The organism is Paraburkholderia sp. JPY465 (assembly GCF_050436725.1).
Lineage (GTDB): Bacteria > Pseudomonadota > Gammaproteobacteria > Burkholderiales > Burkholderiaceae > Paraburkholderia > Paraburkholderia youngii.
Window position 1 is genome coordinate 2,921,524 of the sequence record NZ_JBNDMT010000003.1, and the last position, 20,675, is coordinate 2,942,198.

The 20,675-nt window shown below is 64.2% G+C and carries 16 protein-coding genes; all 16 read right to left on the bottom strand.

Features of this window, described 5'->3' with window-relative positions; all coding sequences use genetic code 11:
• Positions 1 to 24 precede the first annotated feature (24 nt).
• The 16 genes from QFZ94_RS28110 to QFZ94_RS28185 all read right to left on the bottom strand — a co-directional run bounded on the left by QFZ94_RS28110 (position 25) and on the right by QFZ94_RS28185 (position 20,397).
• A complete protein-coding gene (locus QFZ94_RS28110) occupies positions 25 to 2,460 on the bottom strand; it encodes a 3-hydroxyacyl-CoA dehydrogenase/enoyl-CoA hydratase family protein (protein ID WP_429460928.1) in 2,436 nt (811 codons plus the stop codon).
• Positions 2,461 to 2,583: 123 nt separating this feature from the next.
• The gene (locus QFZ94_RS28115; RefSeq protein ID WP_152854723.1) at positions 2,584 to 4,371 is read right to left on the bottom strand and encodes an acyl-CoA dehydrogenase C-terminal domain-containing protein; all 1,788 of its coding nucleotides are present in this window, start codon (positions 4,369 to 4,371) and stop codon (positions 2,584 to 2,586) included.
• A 98-nt stretch (positions 4,372 to 4,469) separates the two neighbouring features.
• The gene (locus QFZ94_RS28120; RefSeq protein WP_410848154.1) at positions 4,470 to 5,069 is read right to left on the bottom strand and encodes a TetR/AcrR family transcriptional regulator; all 600 of its coding nucleotides are present in this window, start codon (positions 5,067 to 5,069) and stop codon (positions 4,470 to 4,472) included.
• A 213-nt stretch (positions 5,070 to 5,282) separates the two neighbouring features.
• Positions 5,283 to 6,542, bottom strand: a complete 1,260-nt coding sequence (clsB, locus tag QFZ94_RS28125; protein ID WP_410842332.1) for a cardiolipin synthase ClsB — start codon at positions 6,540 to 6,542, stop codon at positions 5,283 to 5,285.
• Positions 6,539 to 7,054, bottom strand: a complete 516-nt coding sequence (gene nudB, locus QFZ94_RS28130; RefSeq protein ID WP_368584482.1) for a dihydroneopterin triphosphate diphosphatase — start codon at positions 7,052 to 7,054, stop codon at positions 6,539 to 6,541. Before nudB ends, clsB begins: the two co-directional genes overlap by 4 nt.
• Positions 7,055 to 7,233: 179 nt before the next feature.
• Positions 7,234 to 9,033, bottom strand: coding sequence for an aspartate--tRNA ligase (gene aspS / locus QFZ94_RS28135; protein ID WP_429460932.1), 1,800 nt, complete (start codon positions 9,031 to 9,033; stop codon positions 7,234 to 7,236).
• Positions 9,034 to 9,108: 75 nt separating this feature from the next.
• Complete coding sequence (locus tag QFZ94_RS28140; protein ID WP_026228003.1) at positions 9,109 to 9,765, bottom strand: DUF502 domain-containing protein; 657 nt, start codon at positions 9,763 to 9,765, stop codon at positions 9,109 to 9,111.
• 75 nt (positions 9,766 to 9,840) lie between these two features.
• Positions 9,841 to 10,173 (bottom strand): FmdB family zinc ribbon protein, encoded by a 333-nt coding sequence (locus QFZ94_RS28145; RefSeq protein WP_429460934.1) that lies wholly within the window; start codon positions 10,171 to 10,173, stop codon positions 9,841 to 9,843.
• Positions 10,174 to 10,344: 171 nt separating this feature from the next.
• Positions 10,345 to 10,968: a methyltransferase domain-containing protein gene (locus QFZ94_RS28150; RefSeq protein WP_429460936.1), complete on the bottom strand. Its 624-nt coding sequence runs from the start codon at positions 10,966 to 10,968 to the stop codon at positions 10,345 to 10,347.
• A gap of 96 nt (positions 10,969 to 11,064) precedes the next feature.
• A complete protein-coding gene (gene ubiB / locus QFZ94_RS28155; protein WP_176109573.1) occupies positions 11,065 to 12,642 on the bottom strand; it encodes a ubiquinone biosynthesis regulatory protein kinase UbiB in 1,578 nt (525 codons plus the stop codon).
• A 15-nt stretch (positions 12,643 to 12,657) separates the two neighbouring features.
• A complete protein-coding gene (locus QFZ94_RS28160; protein ID WP_176122427.1) occupies positions 12,658 to 13,302 on the bottom strand; it encodes a ubiquinone biosynthesis accessory factor UbiJ in 645 nt (214 codons plus the stop codon).
• Between the two features lie 174 nt (positions 13,303 to 13,476).
• Positions 13,477 to 14,481 carry a TIM44-like domain-containing protein gene (locus tag QFZ94_RS28165; RefSeq protein WP_429460938.1) on the bottom strand — a complete coding sequence of 335 codons (1,005 nt, stop codon included), beginning with the start codon at positions 14,479 to 14,481 and terminating at the stop codon, positions 13,477 to 13,479.
• 38 nt (positions 14,482 to 14,519) lie between these two features.
• Positions 14,520 to 15,251: a bifunctional demethylmenaquinone methyltransferase/2-methoxy-6-polyprenyl-1,4-benzoquinol methylase UbiE gene (gene ubiE, locus QFZ94_RS28170; RefSeq protein WP_176122425.1), complete on the bottom strand. Its 732-nt coding sequence runs from the start codon at positions 15,249 to 15,251 to the stop codon at positions 14,520 to 14,522.
• Positions 15,252 to 15,317: 66 nt separating this feature from the next.
• Positions 15,318 to 15,731 carry a gamma-butyrobetaine hydroxylase-like domain-containing protein gene (locus tag QFZ94_RS28175; RefSeq protein ID WP_013088372.1) on the bottom strand — a complete coding sequence of 138 codons (414 nt, stop codon included), beginning with the start codon at positions 15,729 to 15,731 and terminating at the stop codon, positions 15,318 to 15,320.
• A gap of 97 nt (positions 15,732 to 15,828) precedes the next feature.
• Positions 15,829 to 16,257: an HIT family protein gene (locus tag QFZ94_RS28180; protein ID WP_013088371.1), complete on the bottom strand. Its 429-nt coding sequence runs from the start codon at positions 16,255 to 16,257 to the stop codon at positions 15,829 to 15,831.
• A gap of 33 nt (positions 16,258 to 16,290) precedes the next feature.
• Positions 16,291 to 20,397: a DUF3683 domain-containing protein gene (locus tag QFZ94_RS28185; RefSeq protein WP_429460940.1), complete on the bottom strand. Its 4,107-nt coding sequence runs from the start codon at positions 20,395 to 20,397 to the stop codon at positions 16,291 to 16,293.
• Positions 20,398 to 20,675 lie beyond the last annotated feature (278 nt).

The following is a 20,675-nucleotide window of genomic DNA, read 5'->3' on the forward strand; positions in this document are numbered from 1 at the left end:
TCCTCTGTCGGCGCAAGTCGCCGCTTAGTTGCGCACCGGCTTGCCGGTCTGCAGCATGCCCATGATCCGTTCCTGCGTCTTCTGCGTGCCGAGCAGCTCGACGAACGCACGACGCTCGAGTTGCAGCAGCCATTCTTCGTCGACGAGGCTGCCCGCTTCGACGTCGCCGCCGCACACCGCTTCCGCGATGCGGCTCGCGATCAGGAAGTCGTGATCGCTGATGAAGCGGCCGTCACGCATGTTGACGAGCGACGCCTTGATCGTCGAGATCGCCGAGCGGCCCGCGACCGGCACCTGCGTCGCGCGCAGCGGCGCACGATAGCCCGCAGCGGCAAGCGCGCGCGCTTCCTTCTTCGCGACGTCGAGCAGTTCGAACACGTTGAAGACGATCGTGTCGGACGGCTTCAGATAGCCCATCGCGCGAGCATCGAGCGCCGAGGACGAGACCTTCGCCATTGCCGCGTTCTCGAACGACTTCTGCAGGAACTTCAGCAGATCGTTGGTCGCGCCAACCTGGCTTGCCGCTTCCGCCGCGCGCAGTGCCGCTTCTTTCAGGCCGCCGCCCGCCGGCACCAGACCCACGCCGACTTCGACGAGACCCAGATAGCTCTCGATGTGCGCGACGCGCTTCGCGCTGTGCAGCGCGAGCTCGCAGCCGCCGCCGAGCGCGATACCCGAGATCGCCGCAACCACCGGCACGTTCGCGTACTTCACGCGCAGCATGCCCTGCTGGAAACTCTTCACGAACGGCTCGATGCCCTTCGCACCGCCCATCATGAACGCGGGCATCGCTTCCTCGAGGTTCGCGCCCGCCGAGAACGGACCGCCCGGCGTGCCGAGCTTCAGCGACGTGGGCTGCCACACGACGAGGCCCTTGTAGTCCTTCTCGGCCAGTTCGATCGCCCGCGTCAGACCTTCGATCACCGCCGGTCCGATCGTGTTCATCTTGCTCTTGAACGACACGATCAGCACGTCGTCCTCGCCCGCGCGATCGTCGACCCATGCGCGCACCGCATCGGTCTCGAACAGCGTCTTGCCGAAGGTCTTCGGATCGGCGCCGGTTTCGCCGACGAGCGGCGCACGGAACACCTGCTTCTTGTACACGTCGAGCGACGAGCGCGGCACGAAGCTCTGCGTGGCCGGCGACCACGAACCTTCAGCCGTGTGCACGCCGCCCTTGTCGGCGACCGCGCCTTCGAGCACCCACGAAGGCAGCGGCACGTTGGCGAGCGCCTTGCCTGCCGCGATGTCTTCCTGCACCCACTGGGCGACCTGCTTCCAGCCGGCCGTCTGCCAGCCTTCGAACGGACCTTCGTTCCAGCCGAAGCCCCAGCGGATCGCGAGGTCGACGTCGCGCGCGTTGTCGGCGATCGACTCCAGATGCACGGCGATGTAGTGATAGACGTCGCGGAAGATCGACCACAGGAACTGCGCCTGCGGATGCTGCGTTTCGCGCAACAGCTTCAGGCGCTCGGCAGCCGGACGCTTCAGGATGCGGCCGACGATTTCGTCCGCCTTGCCGCCGCCGTCGACGTAGTTGCCGGTCTTCGGATCGAGCACCTTGATCGCCTTGCCTTCCTTGCGGTAGAAGCCGGCGCCGCTCTTCTGGCCGAGCGCGCCTTTCTTCACCAGTTCAGCGAGCACGGCAGGCGTTTCGTAGACCGGCAAGAAGGGATCGTCCGGCAGCGTGTCCTGCATCGTCTTAATGACGTGCGCCATCGTGTCGAGACCGACCACGTCGGCGGTGCGGAACGTCGCCGACTTCGCGCGGCCGAGGCGCGCGCCGGTCAGGTCATCCACTTCGTCGAAACGCAGACCGAACTTCCCGGCTTCGGCGATAACCGCGAGGATCGAGAAAACGCCGACGCGATTGGCGATGAAGTTCGGCGTGTCCTTCGCGCGCACGACGCCTTTGCCGACCACGCTGGTCAGGAAGGTTTCGAGCTGATCGAGAATTTCCGGACGCGTCGTCGCGGTCGGGATCAGTTCGACCAGATGCATGTAGCGCGGCGGATTGAAGAAGTGCACGCCGCAGAAGCGCGCCTTCAGTTCGTCCGAGAAACCTTCGGACAACGCGGTGATCGACAGCCCCGACGTATTGGTCGCGAAGATCGCGTTCGGACCGATGTGCGGCGCGACCTTCTTGTACAGGTCGTGCTTCCAGTCCATGCGCTCCGCGATCGCTTCGATCACGACGTCGCACTCGGCGAGCTTTTCGATGTCGTCGTCGTAGTTCGCGGGCTGGATGTATTGCGCGTCGTCCTTCACGCCGAATGGCGCCGGCGACAGCTTCTTCAGATTCTCGATCGCCTTCAGCGCGATGCCGTTTTTCGGGCCTTCCTTGGCGGGCAGATCGAACAGCAGCACGGGCACCTTGGCGTTGATCAGGTGCGCGGCGATCTGCGCGCCCATCACGCCGGCGCCGAGTACGGCTACCTTGCGAATGATCAGATTGCTCACGTCGTTTCTCCGGAGAGTTGTGCGGTGGCGCGAAGCGTCAGCCATGCTTCGCGCGAGGTGTGTGGTCTGGAGCGAGGCAGCGCGGGTTCGCTGCGCGCCGGCGCCTCGCTCTCTCTGTGAGCGTTAGAACAACGCTTCTTCGACGTCCATCATCGGCTTCGAACCGGCCCGCGCCTGGCGGATCGTCATTGCCGTTTCGGGCAGCAGCTTCGCGAAGTAGAACCGAGCGGTCGCGAGCTTCGCCTTGTAGAACGGATCGCCGGATGCCTCTTTGTCCAGCGCGATACGCGCCATGCGCGCCCAGAAGTACGAGAACACCAGGTGGCCGACCGTGCGCAGATACGGCACGGCCGCGGCGCCGACTTCGTCCGGGTTCTGCATCGCCTTCATGCCGATTTCCATCGTCAGCTTCTGCACCTTCTCGCCGATGTCGGCGAGCGGGTTCACGAACTCCTGCATTTCCGGCTTGATGCCTTCGGCTTCGACGAACTCGGCGACGAGCTTGCCGAACTTTTTCAGCTTCGCGCCCATGTCGCCGAGCACCTTGCGGCCGAGCAGATCGAGCGACTGGATGCCGTTGGTACCTTCGTAGATCATGTTGATGCGCGCGTCGCGCACGTACTGCTCCATGCCCCATTCGGCGATGAAGCCGTGGCCGCCGTAGATCTGCATCGCGTGATTGGTGCCTTCGAACGCGTTGTCCGACAGGAACGCCTTCAGGATCGGCGTGAGCAGCGCGACGAGGTCGGCGGCTTCCTTGCGCTCGGCTTCGTCGGCGTGCGACAGCTCCTTGTCGATCTGCAGCGCCGACCAGTACGAGAACGCGCGGCCGGCTTCGGCGTAGGCCTTCTGCGTGAGCAGCATGCGACGCACGTCCGGATGCACGATGATCGGATCGGCGGCCTTCTCCGGTGCCTTCGGGCCCGTCAGCGAACGCATCTGCAGACGCTCTTTCGCGTACGTGAGCGAGTTCTGATACGCGACTTCGGTGAGGCCGAGGCTCTGCATGCCGACGCCGAGACGCGCGGCATTCATCATCACGAACATTGCATTCAGGCCTTTGTTCGGCTCGCCGACCATCCAGCCCTTCGCGTTGTCGAGATTGATCACGCAGGTCGCGTTGCCGTGAATGCCCATCTTGTGCTCGATCGAGCCGCACTTCACGCCATTGCGCTCGCCGGGCTCGCCCGCTTCGTTCGGCACGAACTTCGGCACGATGAACAGCGAAATGCCCTTGGTGCCCTTCGGCGCATCCGGCAGACGCGCGAGCACGAGGTGAACGATGTTCTCCGCCAGATCGTGTTCACCGCTCGAGATGAAAATCTTGGTGCCGCTGATCGAGTACGAGCCGTCGCCGTTCGGCTCGGCCTTGGTGCGCAGAATGCCGAGGTCGGTGCCGCAATGCGGCTCGGTCAGACACATCGTGCCGGTCCAGACGCCCGCGACGAGCTTCGGCAGATAGCGCTGCTGCAGTTCCGGCGTGCCATGCGCGTGCAGGCATTCGTACGCGCCGTGCGACAGGCCCGGATACATCGTCCACGCCTGATTCGCCGAGTTCAGCATTTCATAGAGCGCGTTGTTGACGAACGCGGGCAGCCCCTGACCGCCGTATTCCGGGTCGCAGCCAAGCGCCGGCCAGCCGGCTTCGACGTATTGTTGATAGGCTTCCTTGAAGCCCTTTGGCGTGGTCACGACGCCGTCGCCGGCATACGTGCAGCCTTCCTGATCGCCGCTGTGGTTGAGCGGGAACAGCACCTCGGAGCAGAACTTGCCGGCTTCCTCGAGCACCGCGTTGATCGTGTCGGCGTCGAGATCGGCGTGCTTCGGCATGTGCCGAAGTTCGGCTTCGACGTTGAGCAGTTCGTGCAACACGAATTGCATGTCGCGCAGCGGCGCGGCGTACTGTCCCATGACTTCCTCTCCCTAGATTGACAAAAAGCCAGGCCGTTGGCCGGGTCCGTGTACGGACCTTGTGCGCCGCGCGTTTCCGGTAAGTTCCGGCGACGCCGCTAACGGCTTTCGCTCTGATACGAATTAATCAGTTTTTCGAGCGCGGCCCACGTGAGACGCACCGCATCCGGCAAATGCAGGAAGCGCGCGTCATGATGCAGGCCGAGCGTGACGCTATACAGTTCGAACAGCATCAGCTCCGGATCGGTATCGGCACGCAGATGCCCTTCTTCCATCGCTTGCGAAATCGCGCGCGTGAGCGCCGCGCGCCACGTCGTCACGCTCGACACCAGTTGCTCGCGCACCTGGCTGTCCGCGCGATCGTCGTATTCGACGGCGCCGCTGATGTAAATGCATCCGGTCGTGACTTCCTGAATGCGCTTCTCGAACCAGCGGGAAATCATCGCGCGCAAGCGCGGCAGACCACGCGGCTCGCGCAGGCTCGGGAAAAACACCTCGTCTTCGAAACGGCGGTGATATTCGCGCACGACCTCGACCTGCAGATCCTCGCGCGACCCGAAATGCGCGAACACGCCGCTTTTGCTCATCTGCATGCGCTCGGCCAGCAGGCCAATCGTCAGACCTTCCAGTCCGTCTCGGCTTGCCAGATCGAGTGCTGCGTCGAGAATCGCGGCTCGGGTTTGTTCGCCTTTTCGCATAGCTGTTCTACCGTTCCAATGTGACCGAATTGAAAATCGAACGGCCGTACTATTATTGAGTGCTTGCCGTCCGCGAAACAAGGACTTTATTAGAAACCGGTTTCTAACCGGCCTCTAATTTTGCGGCTTTCGACCATCAGATCAATCAGATTTTTAGAGGCGTTTGCCTTGAATCGATGGTTGCCGACGGGCGCGTGCGTGGTTTTATTGGTGTCAATCGTAGCCGCCGACCGTCAGCAGTTTCATCGCGACGCGGTAGCTCGTGTACGCGATCCAGCTCAGCGCGCGCACACGCGCCGGTCGCGATTCGTAGTGCGCTTCATCGATCCGGCGCGCGTCCGTGAATGCATCGAGAATCGCATCGCGAAGTTTCGCGATCGACGGATCGTTCACGAGCACGACGTTCGCTTCGTTATTGAGCATCAGGCTGAGCGCATCGAGATTCGACGAACCGACTGTGCCCCAGTTCGAATCGACCACCGCGACCTTGCCGTGCAGCAGCGTCTTCTCGTATTCGGCGATCTGCACGCCCGCGCGCAGCAGCGCGTGGTACAGGAACGGCACCGCGTAATCGAGCGCCTTGAATTCCTTGCGCCCGATGATCAGCTTCACGACCACGCCGCGCCGCGCCGCGAACACCAGCGCGCGACGCAGCTTGCGCCCCGGCATGAAGTACGGATTCGCCAGCAGAATTTCATGGCGAGCCTGGCCGATCGCGGCCAGATAGGCCTTTTCGATCGCGCGGCGGTTGATCAGGTTATCGCGCGCGACGAACGCGACGCACGGCTCGCCGCCGGCCCACAGTTCCTCGTTGCGGCGCCGCCGGCGCCGGCGCAGACTGCCGAGCGAGTTGGCGTCCTGCGACGACACGTCTGGCCTGATCGAATCGAGCGGCCGATGGCCGAGGCGAATCCGCCGCCACTGCACCTCGATCGCGTCGCGCACGTCGGCGACCACCGGCCCGCGCAGCTCGACCGCGAAGTCCCAGCGGCGGTACGGCAGCTTCTCGCCGTTGTTCTCGTAATCGTCGACGATATTGATGCCGCCGCAATACGCGATCCGATCGTCGATCACCGCGAGCTTGCGGTGCGTGCGCGAAAAGCCGAAGCGGCCGAACAGATGCGGGTTGTAGATGCGATGCTCGATGCCGCCCGCCGGCCATTGATCGAACATTTTCAGGCGCGCGGTGCCGATGCCGTCGGTGATCACGCGCACCCTGACGCCGCGCGCGGCCGCGCGCAGCAACGCCTCGCTGACCGCGTGGCCGGCTTCGTCGTCGCAAAAGATGTAGGTTTCGAGCGCGACACTGTGCTCGGCGGCGTCGATGCGCTCGATCAGCGCGTCGAAGAAGTCGTCACCGGAGCGCAGAAGCTCGACCTGGTTGTTGCTGGTGAAGCGGTAGCGCTGCCAGTAACGACGGCCGAGCAACGTGTGCCGCAGACGCGCGAAACGGCCCGAACCGCCTGCGCTCACTGGCCACGCTCCCCGGCCAGCGGGCCGGATTGGGGGTCGATCGGGCGTGCGGCGAGGCGGCGCGGCAACTGCAGGATCGCATCGGCATTCGACGACGAAAAGCAGCGCGATGCGGCCTCTTCATACGGCAGCCACATATACGCGGTGTGTTCGCGCGGCGCGAGCGACACCTCGATACGCTCGGGCACCTGCAAGCTGAACCAGTGTTCGGTGTTATAGAGCACGCCTGGTTCGTAGCGGTAGCGATATTCCGGGTAGATCTCGTAGTCGATCGAGTACTGCCAGTCGAACAACGCGCTGCGCGGCACCAGCGCGCCGCCGATCATGATGCCGGTTTCCTCGGCGACTTCACGCACCGCCGTGTCGGCGAGCGGTTCGTCGAGCCGGTCTTTCGAACCGGTGACCGACTGCCAGAACTCGGCATGGTCAGCGCGTTCGAGCAGCAGCACGTCGAGCGCGGGCGTATGAATGATGACGAGGACGGACTGCGGAATTTTCGGCGGTTTCGGCATGGCTCAAAACTGGGCGCGACGCGACGCGCGGTACATGTCGGATGACGGTCGAAAGGGTCGGGAAAGCAGTGGCTTCACTGTAACGCAAAAAATGAAAAAGGCGCTGAGGTGAAGTACACCTCAGCGCCTTTTCGTTTCGCTCGTGTGGCTATTTTGCGGCCGCGCCAAGCGGCCACGGTTTACGCCTTCGGTTCCGGCGAACGCAGACGGATGTGCAGCTCGCGCAGCTGACGCTCGTCGACTTCGCTCGGCGCCTGCGTGAGCAGGTCCTGCGCGCGTTGCGTCTTCGGGAATGCGATCACGTCGCGGATCGAGTCGGCGCCGGCCATCATCGTGACGATGCGGTCCAGACCGAACGCGATACCGCCGTGCGGCGGCGCGCCGTATTGCAGCGCGTCGAGCAGGAAGCCGAACTTGGCCTGCGCTTCTTCCGCGTTGATCTTCAGCGCGCGGAACACCTTGCTCTGCACTTCCTCACGATAGATACGCACCGAGCCGCCGCCGATTTCCCAGCCGTTCAGCACCATGTCGTAGGCCTTCGCGAGGCAGCGCGCCGGGTCCGTTTCGAGGTACTCGAGGTGCTCGTCCTTCGGGCTCGTGAACGGGTGATGCGCGGCGACGTAGCGGTTGTCTTCCTCGTCGTATTCGAACATCGGGAAGTCGACCACCCACAGCGGCTTCCAGCCGGACTCGACGAGACCGTTGGCCTTGCCGAATTCCGAATGACCGATCTTCAGGCGCAGGGCGCCGAGGCTGTCGTTGACGACCTTCGCGCGATCCGCCGCGAAGAAGATGATGTCGCCGTCTTGCGCGCCGGTGCGCTCGATGATCGCCTTCAGCGCTTCATCGTGCAGGTTCTTGACGATCGGGCTTTGCAGACCGTCACGGCCCTTCGCCGCTTCGTTGACCTTGATCCACGCGAGACCCTTCGCGCCGTAGATGCGCACGAATTCCGTATAGCTGTCGATGTCGCCACGCGACAGCTCGCCGCCCTTCGGCACGCGCAGCGCCGCGACGCGGCCGTCCTTCGTGTTGGCCGGCGTGCTGAACACCTTGAAGTCGACGTCGCGCATCGCATCGGTCAGCTCGGTGAATTCGAGCTTCACGCGCAGGTCCGGCTTGTCCGAACCGAAGCGGCGCATCGCTTCCGCATACTCCATGACCGGGAACTTCTCGTCGAGCGCAACGCCGATCGTCGTCCTGAACACGTGACGGATCATCGCCTCGAACAGATCGCGGATTTCCTGTTCCGACAGGAACGAGGTTTCACAGTCGATCTGCGTGAATTCCGGCTGACGGTCGGCGCGCAGGTCTTCGTCGCGGAAGCACTTGGTGATCTGGTAGTAACGGTCGAAGTTCGCGACCATCAGCAGCTGTTTGAACAGCTGCGGCGACTGCGGCAGTGCGAAGAACTGGCCCGGGTTCGTACGCGACGGCACGAGGTAGTCGCGCGCGCCTTCCGGCGTGCTCTTCGTCAGCATCGGCGTTTCGATGTCGATGAAGCCCTGCTCGTCGAGGTACTTGCGCACTTCGATCGCGACGCGATAGCGCAGACGCAGGTTGTGCTGCATCTGCGGACGGCGCAGGTCGAGCACGCGATGCGTGAGACGCGTGGTTTCCGACAGATTATCGTCGTCGAGCTGGAACGGCGGCGTGACCGACGCGTTCAGCACGATCAGCTCGTGGCACAGCACTTCGATCTTGCCGCTCTTCAGCGACGCGTTGGTCGTGCCTTCCGGACGACCGCGCACGACGCCCTTGACCTGCACGCAGAACTCGTTGCGCACGCCTTCGGCGATCTTGAACATGTCCGCGCGATCCGGATCGCAGACGACCTGAACGAGCCCTTCGCGATCGCGCAGGTCGATGAAGATGACGCCGCCATGGTCGCGGCGGCGGCTTACCCAGCCGCACAGCGAGACGGATTGGCCCAGCAGTTCTTCGGTCACCAGACCGCAGTATTCAGATCTCATCGACATGATGTTTGTCTTTCGTTTTGCATTGGTTGAACGGCGCGCCGCAGACGATCCTGCATGAAGCGTTGCGCGCCGGCATTACAGCGGAGGCTCGACGGTGGTGCGGCGCACCGGCGCCGGCGGTGGCGCGGACGGCGCCACGACGCCCATCGAGACGATGTACTTGAGCGCAGCGTCGACGGTCATGTCGAGCTCGATCACTTCGCTTTTCGGCACCATCAGGAAGAAGCCGGACGTCGGATTCGGCGTGGTCGGCACGTACACGCTGACGTAATCTTCCTTCAGGTGGTTGGCCACGTCGCCGCCCGGGATGCCGGTCAGAAACGCAATCGTATAGGAACCGCGGCGCGGGTACTCGATCAGCAGCGCCTTGCGGAATGCATTGCCGCTGCTCGACAGCAGCGTGTCGGACACCTGCTTGACGCTGGTGTAGAGCGGGCCGACCACCGGAATGTGCGCGACCAGCAGTTCCCACCACTTCACGAGCTTCTGCCCAATGAAGTTTTGCGTCAACAGCCCGACGACGAAGATGAACGCGAGCGTGAGCACCGCGCCGAGGCCCGGCAAGCGATAGCCGATCGCGCGTTCCGGCTGCCACGAGGTAGGCAGCAGCAACAGCGTCTGGTCCATCGTGCCGATGATCAGACCGAGCACCCACAGTGTGATAGCCAGAGGCACCAGCACCAGCAGGCCGGTCAGAAACACCGATTTGAGCGTGAATTTCTTCGTCGTCATGTGTACCGCCAGAAAGCTGCGCGGGCCGAAGCCCATGCGCGGTAGATACGCCGCCCGCGCGGGGCGGCGGTCCCACTAGGCGCTGCCGGAACCGCTCGGGCTTGCGGCCGCGCCCGCGGCGGCGGGGGCCTCGGGCGCGGCCGGGGCAGCCTGTTCAGCCGGGGCTGCGGCTGCGGACGGCTCGGACTTCGCTTCCGACGTGGCCGGCGCGCTCGCGCCGCCGCTGCCGCCGCGGAAATCTGTCACGTACCAGCCGGAGCCCTTCAACTGGAAGCCGGCGGCGGTGAGTTGCTTGCTAAATGTGTCTTTCCCGCACTCGGGGCACTGCGTCAACTGGGGGTCGCTCATCTTCTGGAGCACGTCCTTCCCAAAGCCGCATGACCCGCAACGATAAGCGTAGATCGGCATGATCCTTTCCTACTCCAAATCCCTACTGAAATCTTGTAAACGCTTGCAAAGCCTTGAATTATAGCCGCAAACGATGTCCGTTCCCCGGATTTCGGGTGGCGGACGCGTGATGCGCCCGCCACCGCGCAAGATGGGGGCGTCCCGCGGAGCTCTCAAGAGCGGCGCGCGGGGCTAGCTGCGACGCCGCCAGGTGAGCCAGCGCTCGTGTTCGGCGAATACGGCGATCGAGTCGTCGACCGCTTCGTCTTCGATCAGCTCGAAATGTGGCGTGAACAGCGCGTCGAGCTCATCGCGTGCGATGCCGAACGGCGGCCCCTTCGGCGTCGCGCCGATAAAAAAGTACCCCGCGAGCAACCCGCCGGTCGGCAGCAGTTCGGCCATACGTTGCGCGTAGTCGGCGCGGCGCGTCGGCGGCAGCGCGCAGAAGAACGCGCGCTCATAGATCCATCCGGGCTTGAACGGCGGCGCATAGGTGAAAAAGTCCGCCTGCTCGACCAGCGATGCGTGCTGCGCGCCGAGTTGCTCGCGGGCCGCCGCGACGGCGGCGGCCGAGAAATCGATCGCGCGCACCGGGTTGCCCTGACGGGCGAGCCATACCGCTTCGTGGGCACTGCCGCAGCCTGGAATCAGCACGGCGGCGTTGCGGTGCCGTTCGGCAAACGCGCGAAACGCGGACGGCACGCCCGCCTGGTCCCACGGCGTGTAATGGCGCTCGAAACGTTCGTCCCAGAACTCCGGCGAGTTGGGATCGCGATTCGCGAAATCGGGTACGGGGGGTTGGGTCGGATCGCTCATCGGATGCCTCGTTCAGGTTTGCGCCCGGTCGTCACCGCCAGCCGCGGCCGACACCGCCGCTGAAGCACAGTGCGGCCAATGGGCCGCCAGCCGCGCTCAACCGCCGTAAGCGAGCGCCAGGAACGCCCGTGCCAGCATCGCGCCGACGCCGACCGCCACGCCGAACAGCAGCAGGCCTTGCAGCAGACGGTTGGTGCGCTTCTGCTCAAGCAGTATCTGGCGAATCACGTCGTCGTTCGCGCCGCCCACCGGATGATGGCGTTCGGCCAGCATGTTGTGAACGAGGCGCGGCAACTGCGGCAGCGTCTTGCTCCACTGCGGCGCCTCGATCTTCAGGCGTTCATACCAGCCGCGCAAGCCGATCTGCTCGTTCATCCAGCGCTCGAGGTAAGGCTTCGCGGTCTTCCAGAGATCCAGTTCGGGATCGAGCGAACGGCCGAGGCCTTCCACGTTCAGCATCGTCTTTTGCAGCAACACGAGCTGCGGCTGGATCTCGACGTTAAAGCGCCGCGACGTCGAGAACAGGCGCATCAGCACCTGGCCGAGCGAAATGTCCTTCAGCGCGCGGTCGAAGTACGGTTCGCAGACCGCGCGGATCGCGCTTTCGAGTTCCTCGACACGCGTGGTCGGCGGCACCCAGCCCGACTCCAGATGCAGCGTCGCAACGCGATGGTAGTCGCGCTTGAAGAACGCGAGGAAGTTTTGCGCGAGGTAGTTTTTATCGAAGTCCGACAGCGCGCCGATGATGCCGAAGTCGAGCGCGATATAGCGGCCGAAGTGCGCGGGATCGAGGCTCACCTGGATGTTGCCGGGGTGCATGTCGGCGTGGAAAAAGCCGTCGCGGAACACCTGCGTGAAGAAAATCTCGACGCCCTCGCGCGCGAGCTTGGGGATATCGACGCCCGCCGCGCGCAACGTATCGACCTGGCTGATCGGCACGCCGACCATGCGCTCCATCACGAGCACCGTGGGCGTGCAGAATTCCCAGTACATCTCGGGCACGAGCAGCAGGTCGAGCCCCTGGAAGTTGCGCCGCAGCTGGCTACCGTTGGCGGCCTCGCGCATCAGGTCGAGTTCGTCGTGCAGGTACTTGTCGAATTCGGCGACCACTTCGCGCGGCTTCAGGCGTTTGCCATCGGCCCACAGACGCTCGGCCCACACGGCGATGTCGCGCAACAGCGCAAGGTCGGAATCGATCACCGGCAGCATGTTGGGGCGCAGCACTTTCACCGCGACCGCCTTGCCTGCGTGCTGGCCGGCCTTCACCGTCGCGAAGTGGACCTGCGCGATCGACGCGCTCGCGACCGGGACCCGCTCGAAATCGTCGAACAACACGTCGACCGGCGCGCCGAGCGACTTCTCGACGAGTGCGATCGCGACCGCCGAATCGAACGGCGGCACCTGATCCTGCAGCTTCGCGAGTTCGTTGGCGATATCGACCGGCAGCAGATCGCGGCGGGTCGACAGCACCTGCCCGAACTTGACGAAGATCGGCCCGAGGCTTTCGAGCGCGAGCCGCAGACGCACGCCCGGCGGCGCATCGAACTTACGACCGAGCGTCGTGATACGCAACAGCAGACGCACGCGCCGATCGTTGATGCGGCTCAACATCATTTCGTCGAGGCCGAAGCGGATGACCGTGAAAAAAATCTTGAGAAAACGCAGAAAACGCATGGCTGGGCCCGTTGACTAGCGCGTGCCGCGCGACGTGGCGGCGCCGCCCGACGCTTGCGCGCCGCGGGCTTCGACCTTCTGTTCGAGACGCTCGATGCGCTTTTCGACGCGAGCGAGCGAATCACGCGCGCGCGCCAGCTCGACATTGAAGTCCGCGAGCGCGGTGCGGCGCACCAGCTGCGGATTCTCGTCGAGCAGATATTCGGCTGCCGTGTCGAGCAGGTTGCGGCCGGTGCGTTGCACATGCTCGCCGACCGAACGCACGAGCGACGTAATGCGCCACGCGGGCCCATCGCCGATCAGCTTCGCGAGATCTTCCTCCGGCTCCCAGCGCAGATGCTCGGCGAGCTTCGCGATCACGGTCGCGAACTCGGCGTCGCCCTCGATCTTCACGTGCTTCATCACCGCGGCCTGGCCACCTTGCAGGAAGGCCGGCAGTGCGTCCGATGGCACCGAGATCGTCACGTCGAACTGGTGCGCATCGGCTTCGTCGAGCGTGCCGAGATAGCCGTCGGGCTGCACGAGCAGTGCAAGCACCACCGGTGGACATGACAGGCGTGCGGTCTTGCCCGCGTACGGGGCGAGGCGCTCGCGGGCCCACGATTCGCGGGCGAGCAGATGATTGACAGCGGCAGCGAAGGGCTTGGCGGCGAGGGTCATCGAAGGTGGCAAGAAAAAACCCGCGCGAGCGAGGTGCTTGCGCGGGCTCCCATTGTAACGTCCGTTCGCTTCGCGGCCTGCTATACCGAACGGCCTAAGCGATGCGCGAGGCGAGGAATCGCTGTGCCGTGGTCGGCTTTTTGCGAGGCAAACGCGACTCGACGCTTCGGCATGTCAGTGTTGCTCGACCTGCTGGATGCCGGCAAGCAGCCAGCCTTCGCCGGCGCGGTTCGCCTTCGTCAGATTCCAGACTTCGACGAACGGCTCGGCCGCCGCGCCCGGCGCCTCGCGGATCAAACCGGAGAAGCGCACGCTCGCGAAGTATTCGGTCGCGCGCTCCTCGACGCCGAGCAGCTCGGCGTTCAACTGCACGACGTCGGTCTGGTTCGGCTGCGTGCCGCGCGCGGTGAGATCGACGCGCACTTCGGCGAACATTTCCGGTGTCGTGAATTCGCGGATGTCATCGATGTTGCCGACGTCCCACGCGGCCTGCAGGCGCACGAAGTACACCTTCGCGTTACGCAGAAACGCTTCGGAATCGAAGCCGGCCGGCACTGACGGCGTCGCGCCGAGCGATGGCGTGGTCAACGGGTTGCCTTGCGGTTCGAGGTACGAGCCGGTCGGCGGCGCGGTGTAACGCGGCTCCTGAATATAGTCGGTGCCTTTGGTGTTCAGCGACGGCGCCGTGCCCGCGTAAGCCGGTTGCGCCGCATCGCGCTTGCGACCGGTGAAGCGGCGGATCAGCCAGATCACGACCATCGCGATCAACGCAATCACGATCACGTTGGCGAACATGCCGGCGAACGCCTCGCCGAGCCCGAAATGCGACAACAACGCGGCGATGCCGAGACCGGCCGCGAGACCGGCGATCGGGCCGAGCCAGCGATTGCGGTTCGGCGCGGCGGGCGGCGTGGGCTTGGTTGCGGGAGCCGCCGGTTGGGCGCTCTGCTGCGTGGCCTGATTGTTCTGCGCCGGCTGGGACGGCGGCGGCGTCTGGCGCTGCTGCTGCAGACTGTTCGACTGACGGCCGAAGCTGCGGCCTCCGCCAATACGGCGTGCTTCGGCGTCGAGAGAGGCAAGCGTGCCGACCGTCAGCAGACCGACCATCGCGATCAGTCCGATTCTTCTCGCCAGCGACCCCTTAACCTTACGAGCAGATAACAAATTCGAATCGGACATTTCGCACTTTCCTTTAAAAATCGATGGGTTAGAGGACCCTAGTATTTGGTCCCCACATGCAACGCTACCACGCCAGCTGACAAATTGTAATATTTGACGCCGTCGAGACCAGCTTGTTCCATCATAGTTTTCAAAGTTTCCTGGTCAGGATGCATGCGGATCGATTCCGCCAGGTACTGGTAGCTTTCCGCGTCCTTGGCGAAGCGCTCGCCGAGCCACGGCAACACCTTGAACGAATACAGATCGTAGACCTTCTTCAGCGGGTCCCATACCTTCGAGAACTCGAGCACGAGCAGTCGCCCGGCCGGTTTCAGCACACGCCGCATCTCGGCGAGCGCGATGTCTTTATGCGTCATGTTGCGCAAACCGAACGCGACCGTCACGACGTCGAAATAGTTATCCGGAAACGGGATTTTTTCGGCATCGCAAAGCAGCGTCGGCGTAATGATGCCTTTGTCGAGCAGCCGGTCGCGGCCGACGCGCAGCATCGATTCATTGATGTCGGTATGCCAGACCTCGCCCGTCTCACCCGCCTGTTTGGCGAACGCTTTCGACAGATCGCCCGTGCCGCCCGCGATGTCGAGCACCTTGTAGCCCGGCCGCACGTTCGCCTGGGCGATCGTGAACACCTTCCACGCCCGGTGCAATCCGCCCGACATCAGGTCGTTCATCAGGTCGTAGTTGGCGGCCACCGAGTGGAACACCCCCGCCACTTTCTGCGCCTTGTCCTGTTCGTCGACCGATTGAAAGCCGAAGTGGGTTTTGCTCATCGCGCTCGTCCTTTCGCGTGTTCTTGAATGTTGCGCCGCTCGAGCGGCGTTCGGGAGCGAATCGTATCAGTGACAGTGCCCGTGCGCAGCAGCGGCGGGCACCATCGGCGTGTCGCGGTCGATGCCGGCCGCTGCCAGTTTGGCGAGATACGCGCGCCAGAGTTCATCCTGACGCACGGCCATGTCGTACAGCAGGTCCCACGAGTAGATACCAGTGGAGTGTCCATCGGAGAAAGTCGGCTGCAGCGCGTAATTGCCGACGCCTTCGATCATCGTGATCGTCACGTCGCGCTTGCCCGTCTGCAGCGTTTCCTGGCCGGGCCCGTGGCCCTGCACTTCCGCCGACGGCGAATACACGCGCAGCAGTTCGAACGGCAGCCGGTACGCTTCGCCGTTCGCGTACTGCAGTTCGAGCACGCGCGACTTAGAATGCACGACCACGCCGGTCGGCACCGGCGTCTCGGGAGTCAATCCGCTCATGTTGGCCTCATCAGATAACGGCGGGTGATAACGACGCATCGGCCGCCCTGCGCACCGACCGACGCCCGGCGGTGCGCGGCGGCGGATTCAGCGATGCTCAGCCCAGCGCCTGTTCGATTTCCTGCCGCACGGCTTCGCGCAGCAGCGTGGCGTGCGCCCGACGCGACGACAGCATCGCTTCGGACACCGTGCGCTGGCGCGGCGCCCAGATCGGCAGGGGGAAATGCGCGTCGTTCGAGAAACGCGGAATCACGTGCCAGTGCACGTGCGGCACCTGGTTGCCGAGGCTCGCGAGATTGACCTTCGCCGGCTGCATCACGCGCCGCTGCGCACGCTCGACCGCGTAGACGGCCTTCATCACGTGATCGCGCTCGTCGGCGGAAAGATCCGAAAACTCGGCTACGTGAGCATTCCAGATGACCCGGCAAAAGCCCGGGTAGTCGTGTTCGTCGGCGAGGACGACTCGCAACGCGTCGTCCTGCCATAGCACATCGCCGCCGTCTTCACGGCAAAAAACGCAGTCCATCGTCGTCCTCGGCAAATATCGTCGGTCGTGCCATTAAACCAGCACGCGCTCGATTCCGCCATTGTTCGCCCGTTGTACGTAGTCCGCCATCCAGTTTTCGCCGAGCACGTGACGTGCCATCTCGACCACGATGTAATCGGCCTCGGTACCCGCGTCTTCGTTGTAGCGCGACAGCCCTTGCAGGCACGACGGGCAGCTCGTGAGGATCTTGACGTCGGTCGAAGCCGCATTGCCGTTACCCGGCTGCGGACCGTCGCCGGCCTTCAGCACCGAACCGTTCGGCGCACCGGCGGATCCGGCCGATGCATTGGCCGGATTGATCGCGTTCGCGCCCGCTTCGGCAACGAGCGGGATGCCGCGCAGTTTCGCCGCGCCCTTGCGGATTTCCTCTTCCTTGCGGAAGCGCACCTGGGTCGAGATGTCGGGACGCGTGACCGCGAGCGTGCCCGACTCGCCGCAGCAGCGGTCGTTCTTCTCGATCTTGTAGCCGTCCTGCTCCGAACCCATCAGCTGGTTGACGAGCTTGACCGGGTCCATCGTCTTGATCGGCGAGTGGCACGGGTCGTGGTACATGTAGCGCACGCCGTTCACGCCATCGAGCTTGATGCCTTTTTCCAGCAGGTATTCGTGGATGTCGATGATCCGGCAGCCCGGGAAGATCTTTTCGAATTCGTAACCGGCGAGCTGGTCGTAGCACGTGCCGCACGACACCACCACCGTCTTGATGTCGAGGTAGTTCAGCGTATTGGCGACGCGGTGGAACAGCACGCGGTTGTCGGTGACGATCTGCTCGGCCTTGTCGTACTGGCCCGAGCCGCGCTGCGGATAGCCGCAGCACAGGTAGCCCGGCGGCAGCACGGTCTGCACGCCCGCCTCCCACAGCATGGCCTGGGTCGCGAGACCGACCTGCGAGAACAGCCGCTCGGAGCCGCAGCCCGGGAAGTAGAACACCGCTTCGGTATCGACGGTGGTCGTCTTCGGATTGCGGATGATCGGGACGATCTTGTTGTCCTCGATATCGAGCAACGCGCGCGCGGTCTTCTTCGGCAGGTTGCCCGGCATCTTCTTGTTCATGAAGTGGATCACCTGCTGCGTGATCGCCGGCTTGCCGACCGTGGCGGGCGGATGCGCGGTCTGCTTCTTCGTGAACTTCTTCAGCACCTCGTTGCCGAGGCGTTGCGCCTTGTAGCCGACGCCCATCATCGCGGTGCGCGCGAGGTTGATGGTCTGCGGATTCGTCGCGTTCAGGAAGAACATGCCCGCCGCGTTGCCCGGGTTGAACTTCTTCTTGCCCATCTTGCGCAACAGGTTGCGCATGTTCATCGACACGTCGCCGAAGTCGATCTTCACCGGGCACGGCGTCACGCACTTGTGGCAGACAGTGCAGTGATCGGCGACGTCGTTGAACTCGTCCCAGTGCTTGATCGACACGCCGCGGCGCGTCTGCTCTTCGTACAGGAATGCCTCGACCAGCAAAGAGGTGGCGAGAATCTTGTTGCGCGGGCTGTACAGCAGGTTCGCGCGCGGCACGTGCGTCGCGCAGACCGGCTTGCACTTGCCGCAACGCAGGCAGTCCTTGATCGACTCGGAAATCGCGCCGATATCGGACTGCTGCATGATCAGCGACTCGTAGCCCATCAGGCCGAAGCTCGGCGTGTACGCGTTGCGCAGGTCCGCGCCTTCGAGCAGCTTGCCCGCGTTGAAGCGGCCGTGCGGATCGACACGCTGCTTGTACTTGCGGAATTCGCCGATCTCGTCGTCGGTCAGGAATTCGAGCTTGGTAATCCCGATGCCGTGCTCGCCGGAGATCACGCCGTCAAGCGAACGCGCGAGCTTCATGATGCGCGCGACCGCGGTGTGCGCGTCCTGCAGCATCTCGTAGTTGTCGGAGTTGACCGGGATGTTCGTGTGCACGTTGCCGTCGCCCGCGTGCATGTGCAGCGCAACGAACACGCGGCCGCGCAGCACCTGCTTGTGGATCGCCTGGGCTTCGTCGAGGATCGGCTTGAACTCGCCGCCGTTGAAAATCTGCCGCAATTCGGCGCGGATTTCCTGCTTCCACGACACGCGGATCGTGCGGTCCTGCGCGAGGTGGAAGACGGCTGCGTCCGGTTGCGCGTCGACGCGATCGGCGAACTTCTCGGCGAGCGATTCGTAGCCGAGGCCGACCAGATAGTGCTGCGCCTCGCGCAGCGACAAGTCGAGCTTGTCGCGCACGAATTCCCAGCGCGTGCGCACACGCGCGAGCAGATCGAGCGCCTGCTGCACGCGGTCTTCGAGCAGCTCGGCGCTCGGGATTTCGTTCGCGTCGTCGCTCTTGCCGAGCGGCAGCTTGCCGCCCTTGAAGAACGCTTCGAGCGCGTCGACCAGTTGCAGCTTGTTCTTCAGCGACAGCTCGATGTTGATGCGCTCGATGCCGTCCGTGTACTCGCCCATGCGGTCGAGCGGAATCACGACGTCTTCGTTGATCTTGAACGCGTTGGTGTGCTTCGCGATCGCGGCGGTGCGGCTGCGGTCGAGCCAGAAGCGCTTGCGGGCTTCGGCGCTCACCGCGACGAAACCTTCGCCGCTCTTGCCGTTGGCCATGCGCACGACTTCGGACGTAGCCTGCGCGACCGCATCCGCATCGTCACCGACGATATCGCCGATCAGCACCATCTTCGGAAACGCGTTGCGCTTGCTCTTGGTCGCATAGCCGACCGCGCGCAGATAGCGCTCGTCCAGATGCTCGAGGCCCGCGAGAATCGCGCCGCCCTGGCGCGACGTTTCGAACAGGTAGTCCTTGATTTCGACGATGCTCGGAATCGCCTCGCGCGCCTGGCCGAAGAACTCGAGACAGACGGTGCGTGTATGCGCGGGCATCTTGTGCAGCACCCAGCGCGCCGACGTGATGAGACCGTCGCAACCTTCCTTCTGCACGCCCGGCAGCCCGGCGAGGAATTTGTCGGTGACGTCCTTGCCGAGGCCTTCCTTGCGAAATACGCGGCCCTTGATGTCGAGCGATTCGGTGCGCAGCAGCTTCTCGCCCGGCGCGTAGTTGCCGTCGAACCACTTGAGCTCGAAACGCGCGACTTCGATGTCGTGGATCTTGCCCATGTTGTGCTCGAGACGCGTGACTTCGAGCCAGTTCCCTTCCGGGTCGACCATGCGCCACCACGCGAGGTTATCGAGCGCCGTGCCCCACAGCACCGCCTTCTTGCCGCCCGCGTTCATCGCGACGTTGCCGCCGACGCAGGACGCGTCGAGCGAGGTCGGGTCGACCGCGAACACGAAGCCGGCTTGCTCGGCCGCTTCGGTCACGCGCCGCGTGACGACGCCCGCGCCCGAGAAAATCGTCGCGACCTTGCGATCGACGCCCGGCAGCTGGGTCATTTCGACCGGGCCGAGCTGTTCGAGCTTTTCGGTGTTGATGACGGCCGAGAACGGCGTGAGCGGCACCGCGCCGCCCGTGTAGCCGGTGCCGCCGCCGCGCGGAATCACGGTCAGGCCGAGTTCGAAGCAGGCCTTGATCATGCCGGCGATTTCGGCCTCGGAGTCCGGCGTCAGCACGACGAACGGATATTCGACGCGCCAGTCGGTCGCGTCGGTCACGTGCGAGACGCGCGACAGGCCGTCGAACTTGATGTTGTCTCTCTGCGTGACCTTGCCGAGCACGCGCGTGGTGCGGCGGCGCAGGTCGTAGGTCTGCTGGAATTCGCTGGCGAATTGGTCGATCGCGCGGCGCGCGGCCTGCACCAGCTTTTCGACGCGCGCGGCGCGCTCGACGCCGGCTTCGTCGCCGTGCTCGCGCAGATCGGCGCGGCGGCGCTTCTCGATTTCGGCGAGGCGGTGATTGAGCGCCTCGATCAGCAGCGCGCGGCGCTTCGGATTGTCGAGCAGGTCATCCTGCAGATACGGATTGCGGCGCACGACCCAGATATCGCCGAGCACTTCATACAGCATGCGCGCCGAGCGGCCGGTGCGGCGTTCGGCGCGCAGTTCGGCGAGCGCGTCCCAGGCATCGTTGCCGAGCAGGCGGATGACGATTTCGCGGTCGGAGAACGACGTGTAGTTGTAGGGAATTTCGCGCAGACGCGCTTCGGGATCGGCGGCCACCGCAGCGGCGGCGCCGTGCGGATCGAAAACTTGAGGTGCGTTCATGTTTGGACGACTCGGTAGGTCGGCCTGGCGCGCTCGTCACGAGGCGTCGGCCGACAATGCGCGTGGGGCGCAATGCTTGAAATCTTCTAGGGCTTCCAGGGGAAGCGAACACGACCGGCGGCCAACTCACGGCGGTCGCTTCGCGGCACTCAGAGACAGCTACACGATCGCGCGTGGCGGACATGCCGCTCCGCCGCGGGGCACGATTCGCGCGGAACGGGCATTAAATGGGCGATCCGAGGCTGCCAGTGCATCTTCCGATCCTTATTCCAAAATGG

Coding starts and splice junctions, on each gene's coding strand:
- QFZ94_RS28115 (WP_152854723.1), bottom strand. CDS start 4,371: ATGGGACAGTACGCCGCGCCGCTGCGCGACATGCAATTCGTGTTGCAC.
- QFZ94_RS28120 (WP_410848154.1), bottom strand. CDS start 5,069: ATGCGAAAAGGCGAACAAACCCGAGCCGCGATTCTCGACGCAGCACTC.
- nudB (WP_368584482.1), bottom strand. CDS start 7,054: ATGCCGAAACCGCCGAAAATTCCGCAGTCCGTCCTCGTCATCATTCAT.
- aspS (WP_429460932.1), bottom strand. CDS start 9,033: ATGTCGATGAGATCTGAATACTGCGGTCTGGTGACCGAAGAACTGCTG.
- QFZ94_RS28140 (WP_026228003.1), bottom strand. CDS start 9,765: ATGACGACGAAGAAATTCACGCTCAAATCGGTGTTTCTGACCGGCCTG.
- QFZ94_RS28145 (WP_429460934.1), bottom strand. CDS start 10,173: ATGCCGATCTACGCTTATCGTTGCGGGTCATGCGGCTTTGGGAAGGAC.
- QFZ94_RS28150 (WP_429460936.1), bottom strand. CDS start 10,968: ATGAGCGATCCGACCCAACCCCCCGTACCCGATTTCGCGAATCGCGAT.
- ubiB (WP_176109573.1), bottom strand. CDS start 12,642: ATGCGTTTTCTGCGTTTTCTCAAGATTTTTTTCACGGTCATCCGCTTC.
- QFZ94_RS28160 (WP_176122427.1), bottom strand. CDS start 13,302: ATGACCCTCGCCGCCAAGCCCTTCGCTGCCGCTGTCAATCATCTGCTC.
- QFZ94_RS28165 (WP_429460938.1), bottom strand. CDS start 14,481: ATGTCCGATTCGAATTTGTTATCTGCTCGTAAGGTTAAGGGGTCGCTG.
- ubiE (WP_176122425.1), bottom strand. CDS start 15,251: ATGAGCAAAACCCACTTCGGCTTTCAATCGGTCGACGAACAGGACAAG.
- QFZ94_RS28175 (WP_013088372.1), bottom strand. CDS start 15,731: ATGAGCGGATTGACTCCCGAGACGCCGGTGCCGACCGGCGTGGTCGTG.
- QFZ94_RS28180 (WP_013088371.1), bottom strand. CDS start 16,257: ATGGACTGCGTTTTTTGCCGTGAAGACGGCGGCGATGTGCTATGGCAG.
- QFZ94_RS28185 (WP_429460940.1), bottom strand. CDS start 20,397: ATGAACGCACCTCAAGTTTTCGATCCGCACGGCGCCGCCGCTGCGGTG.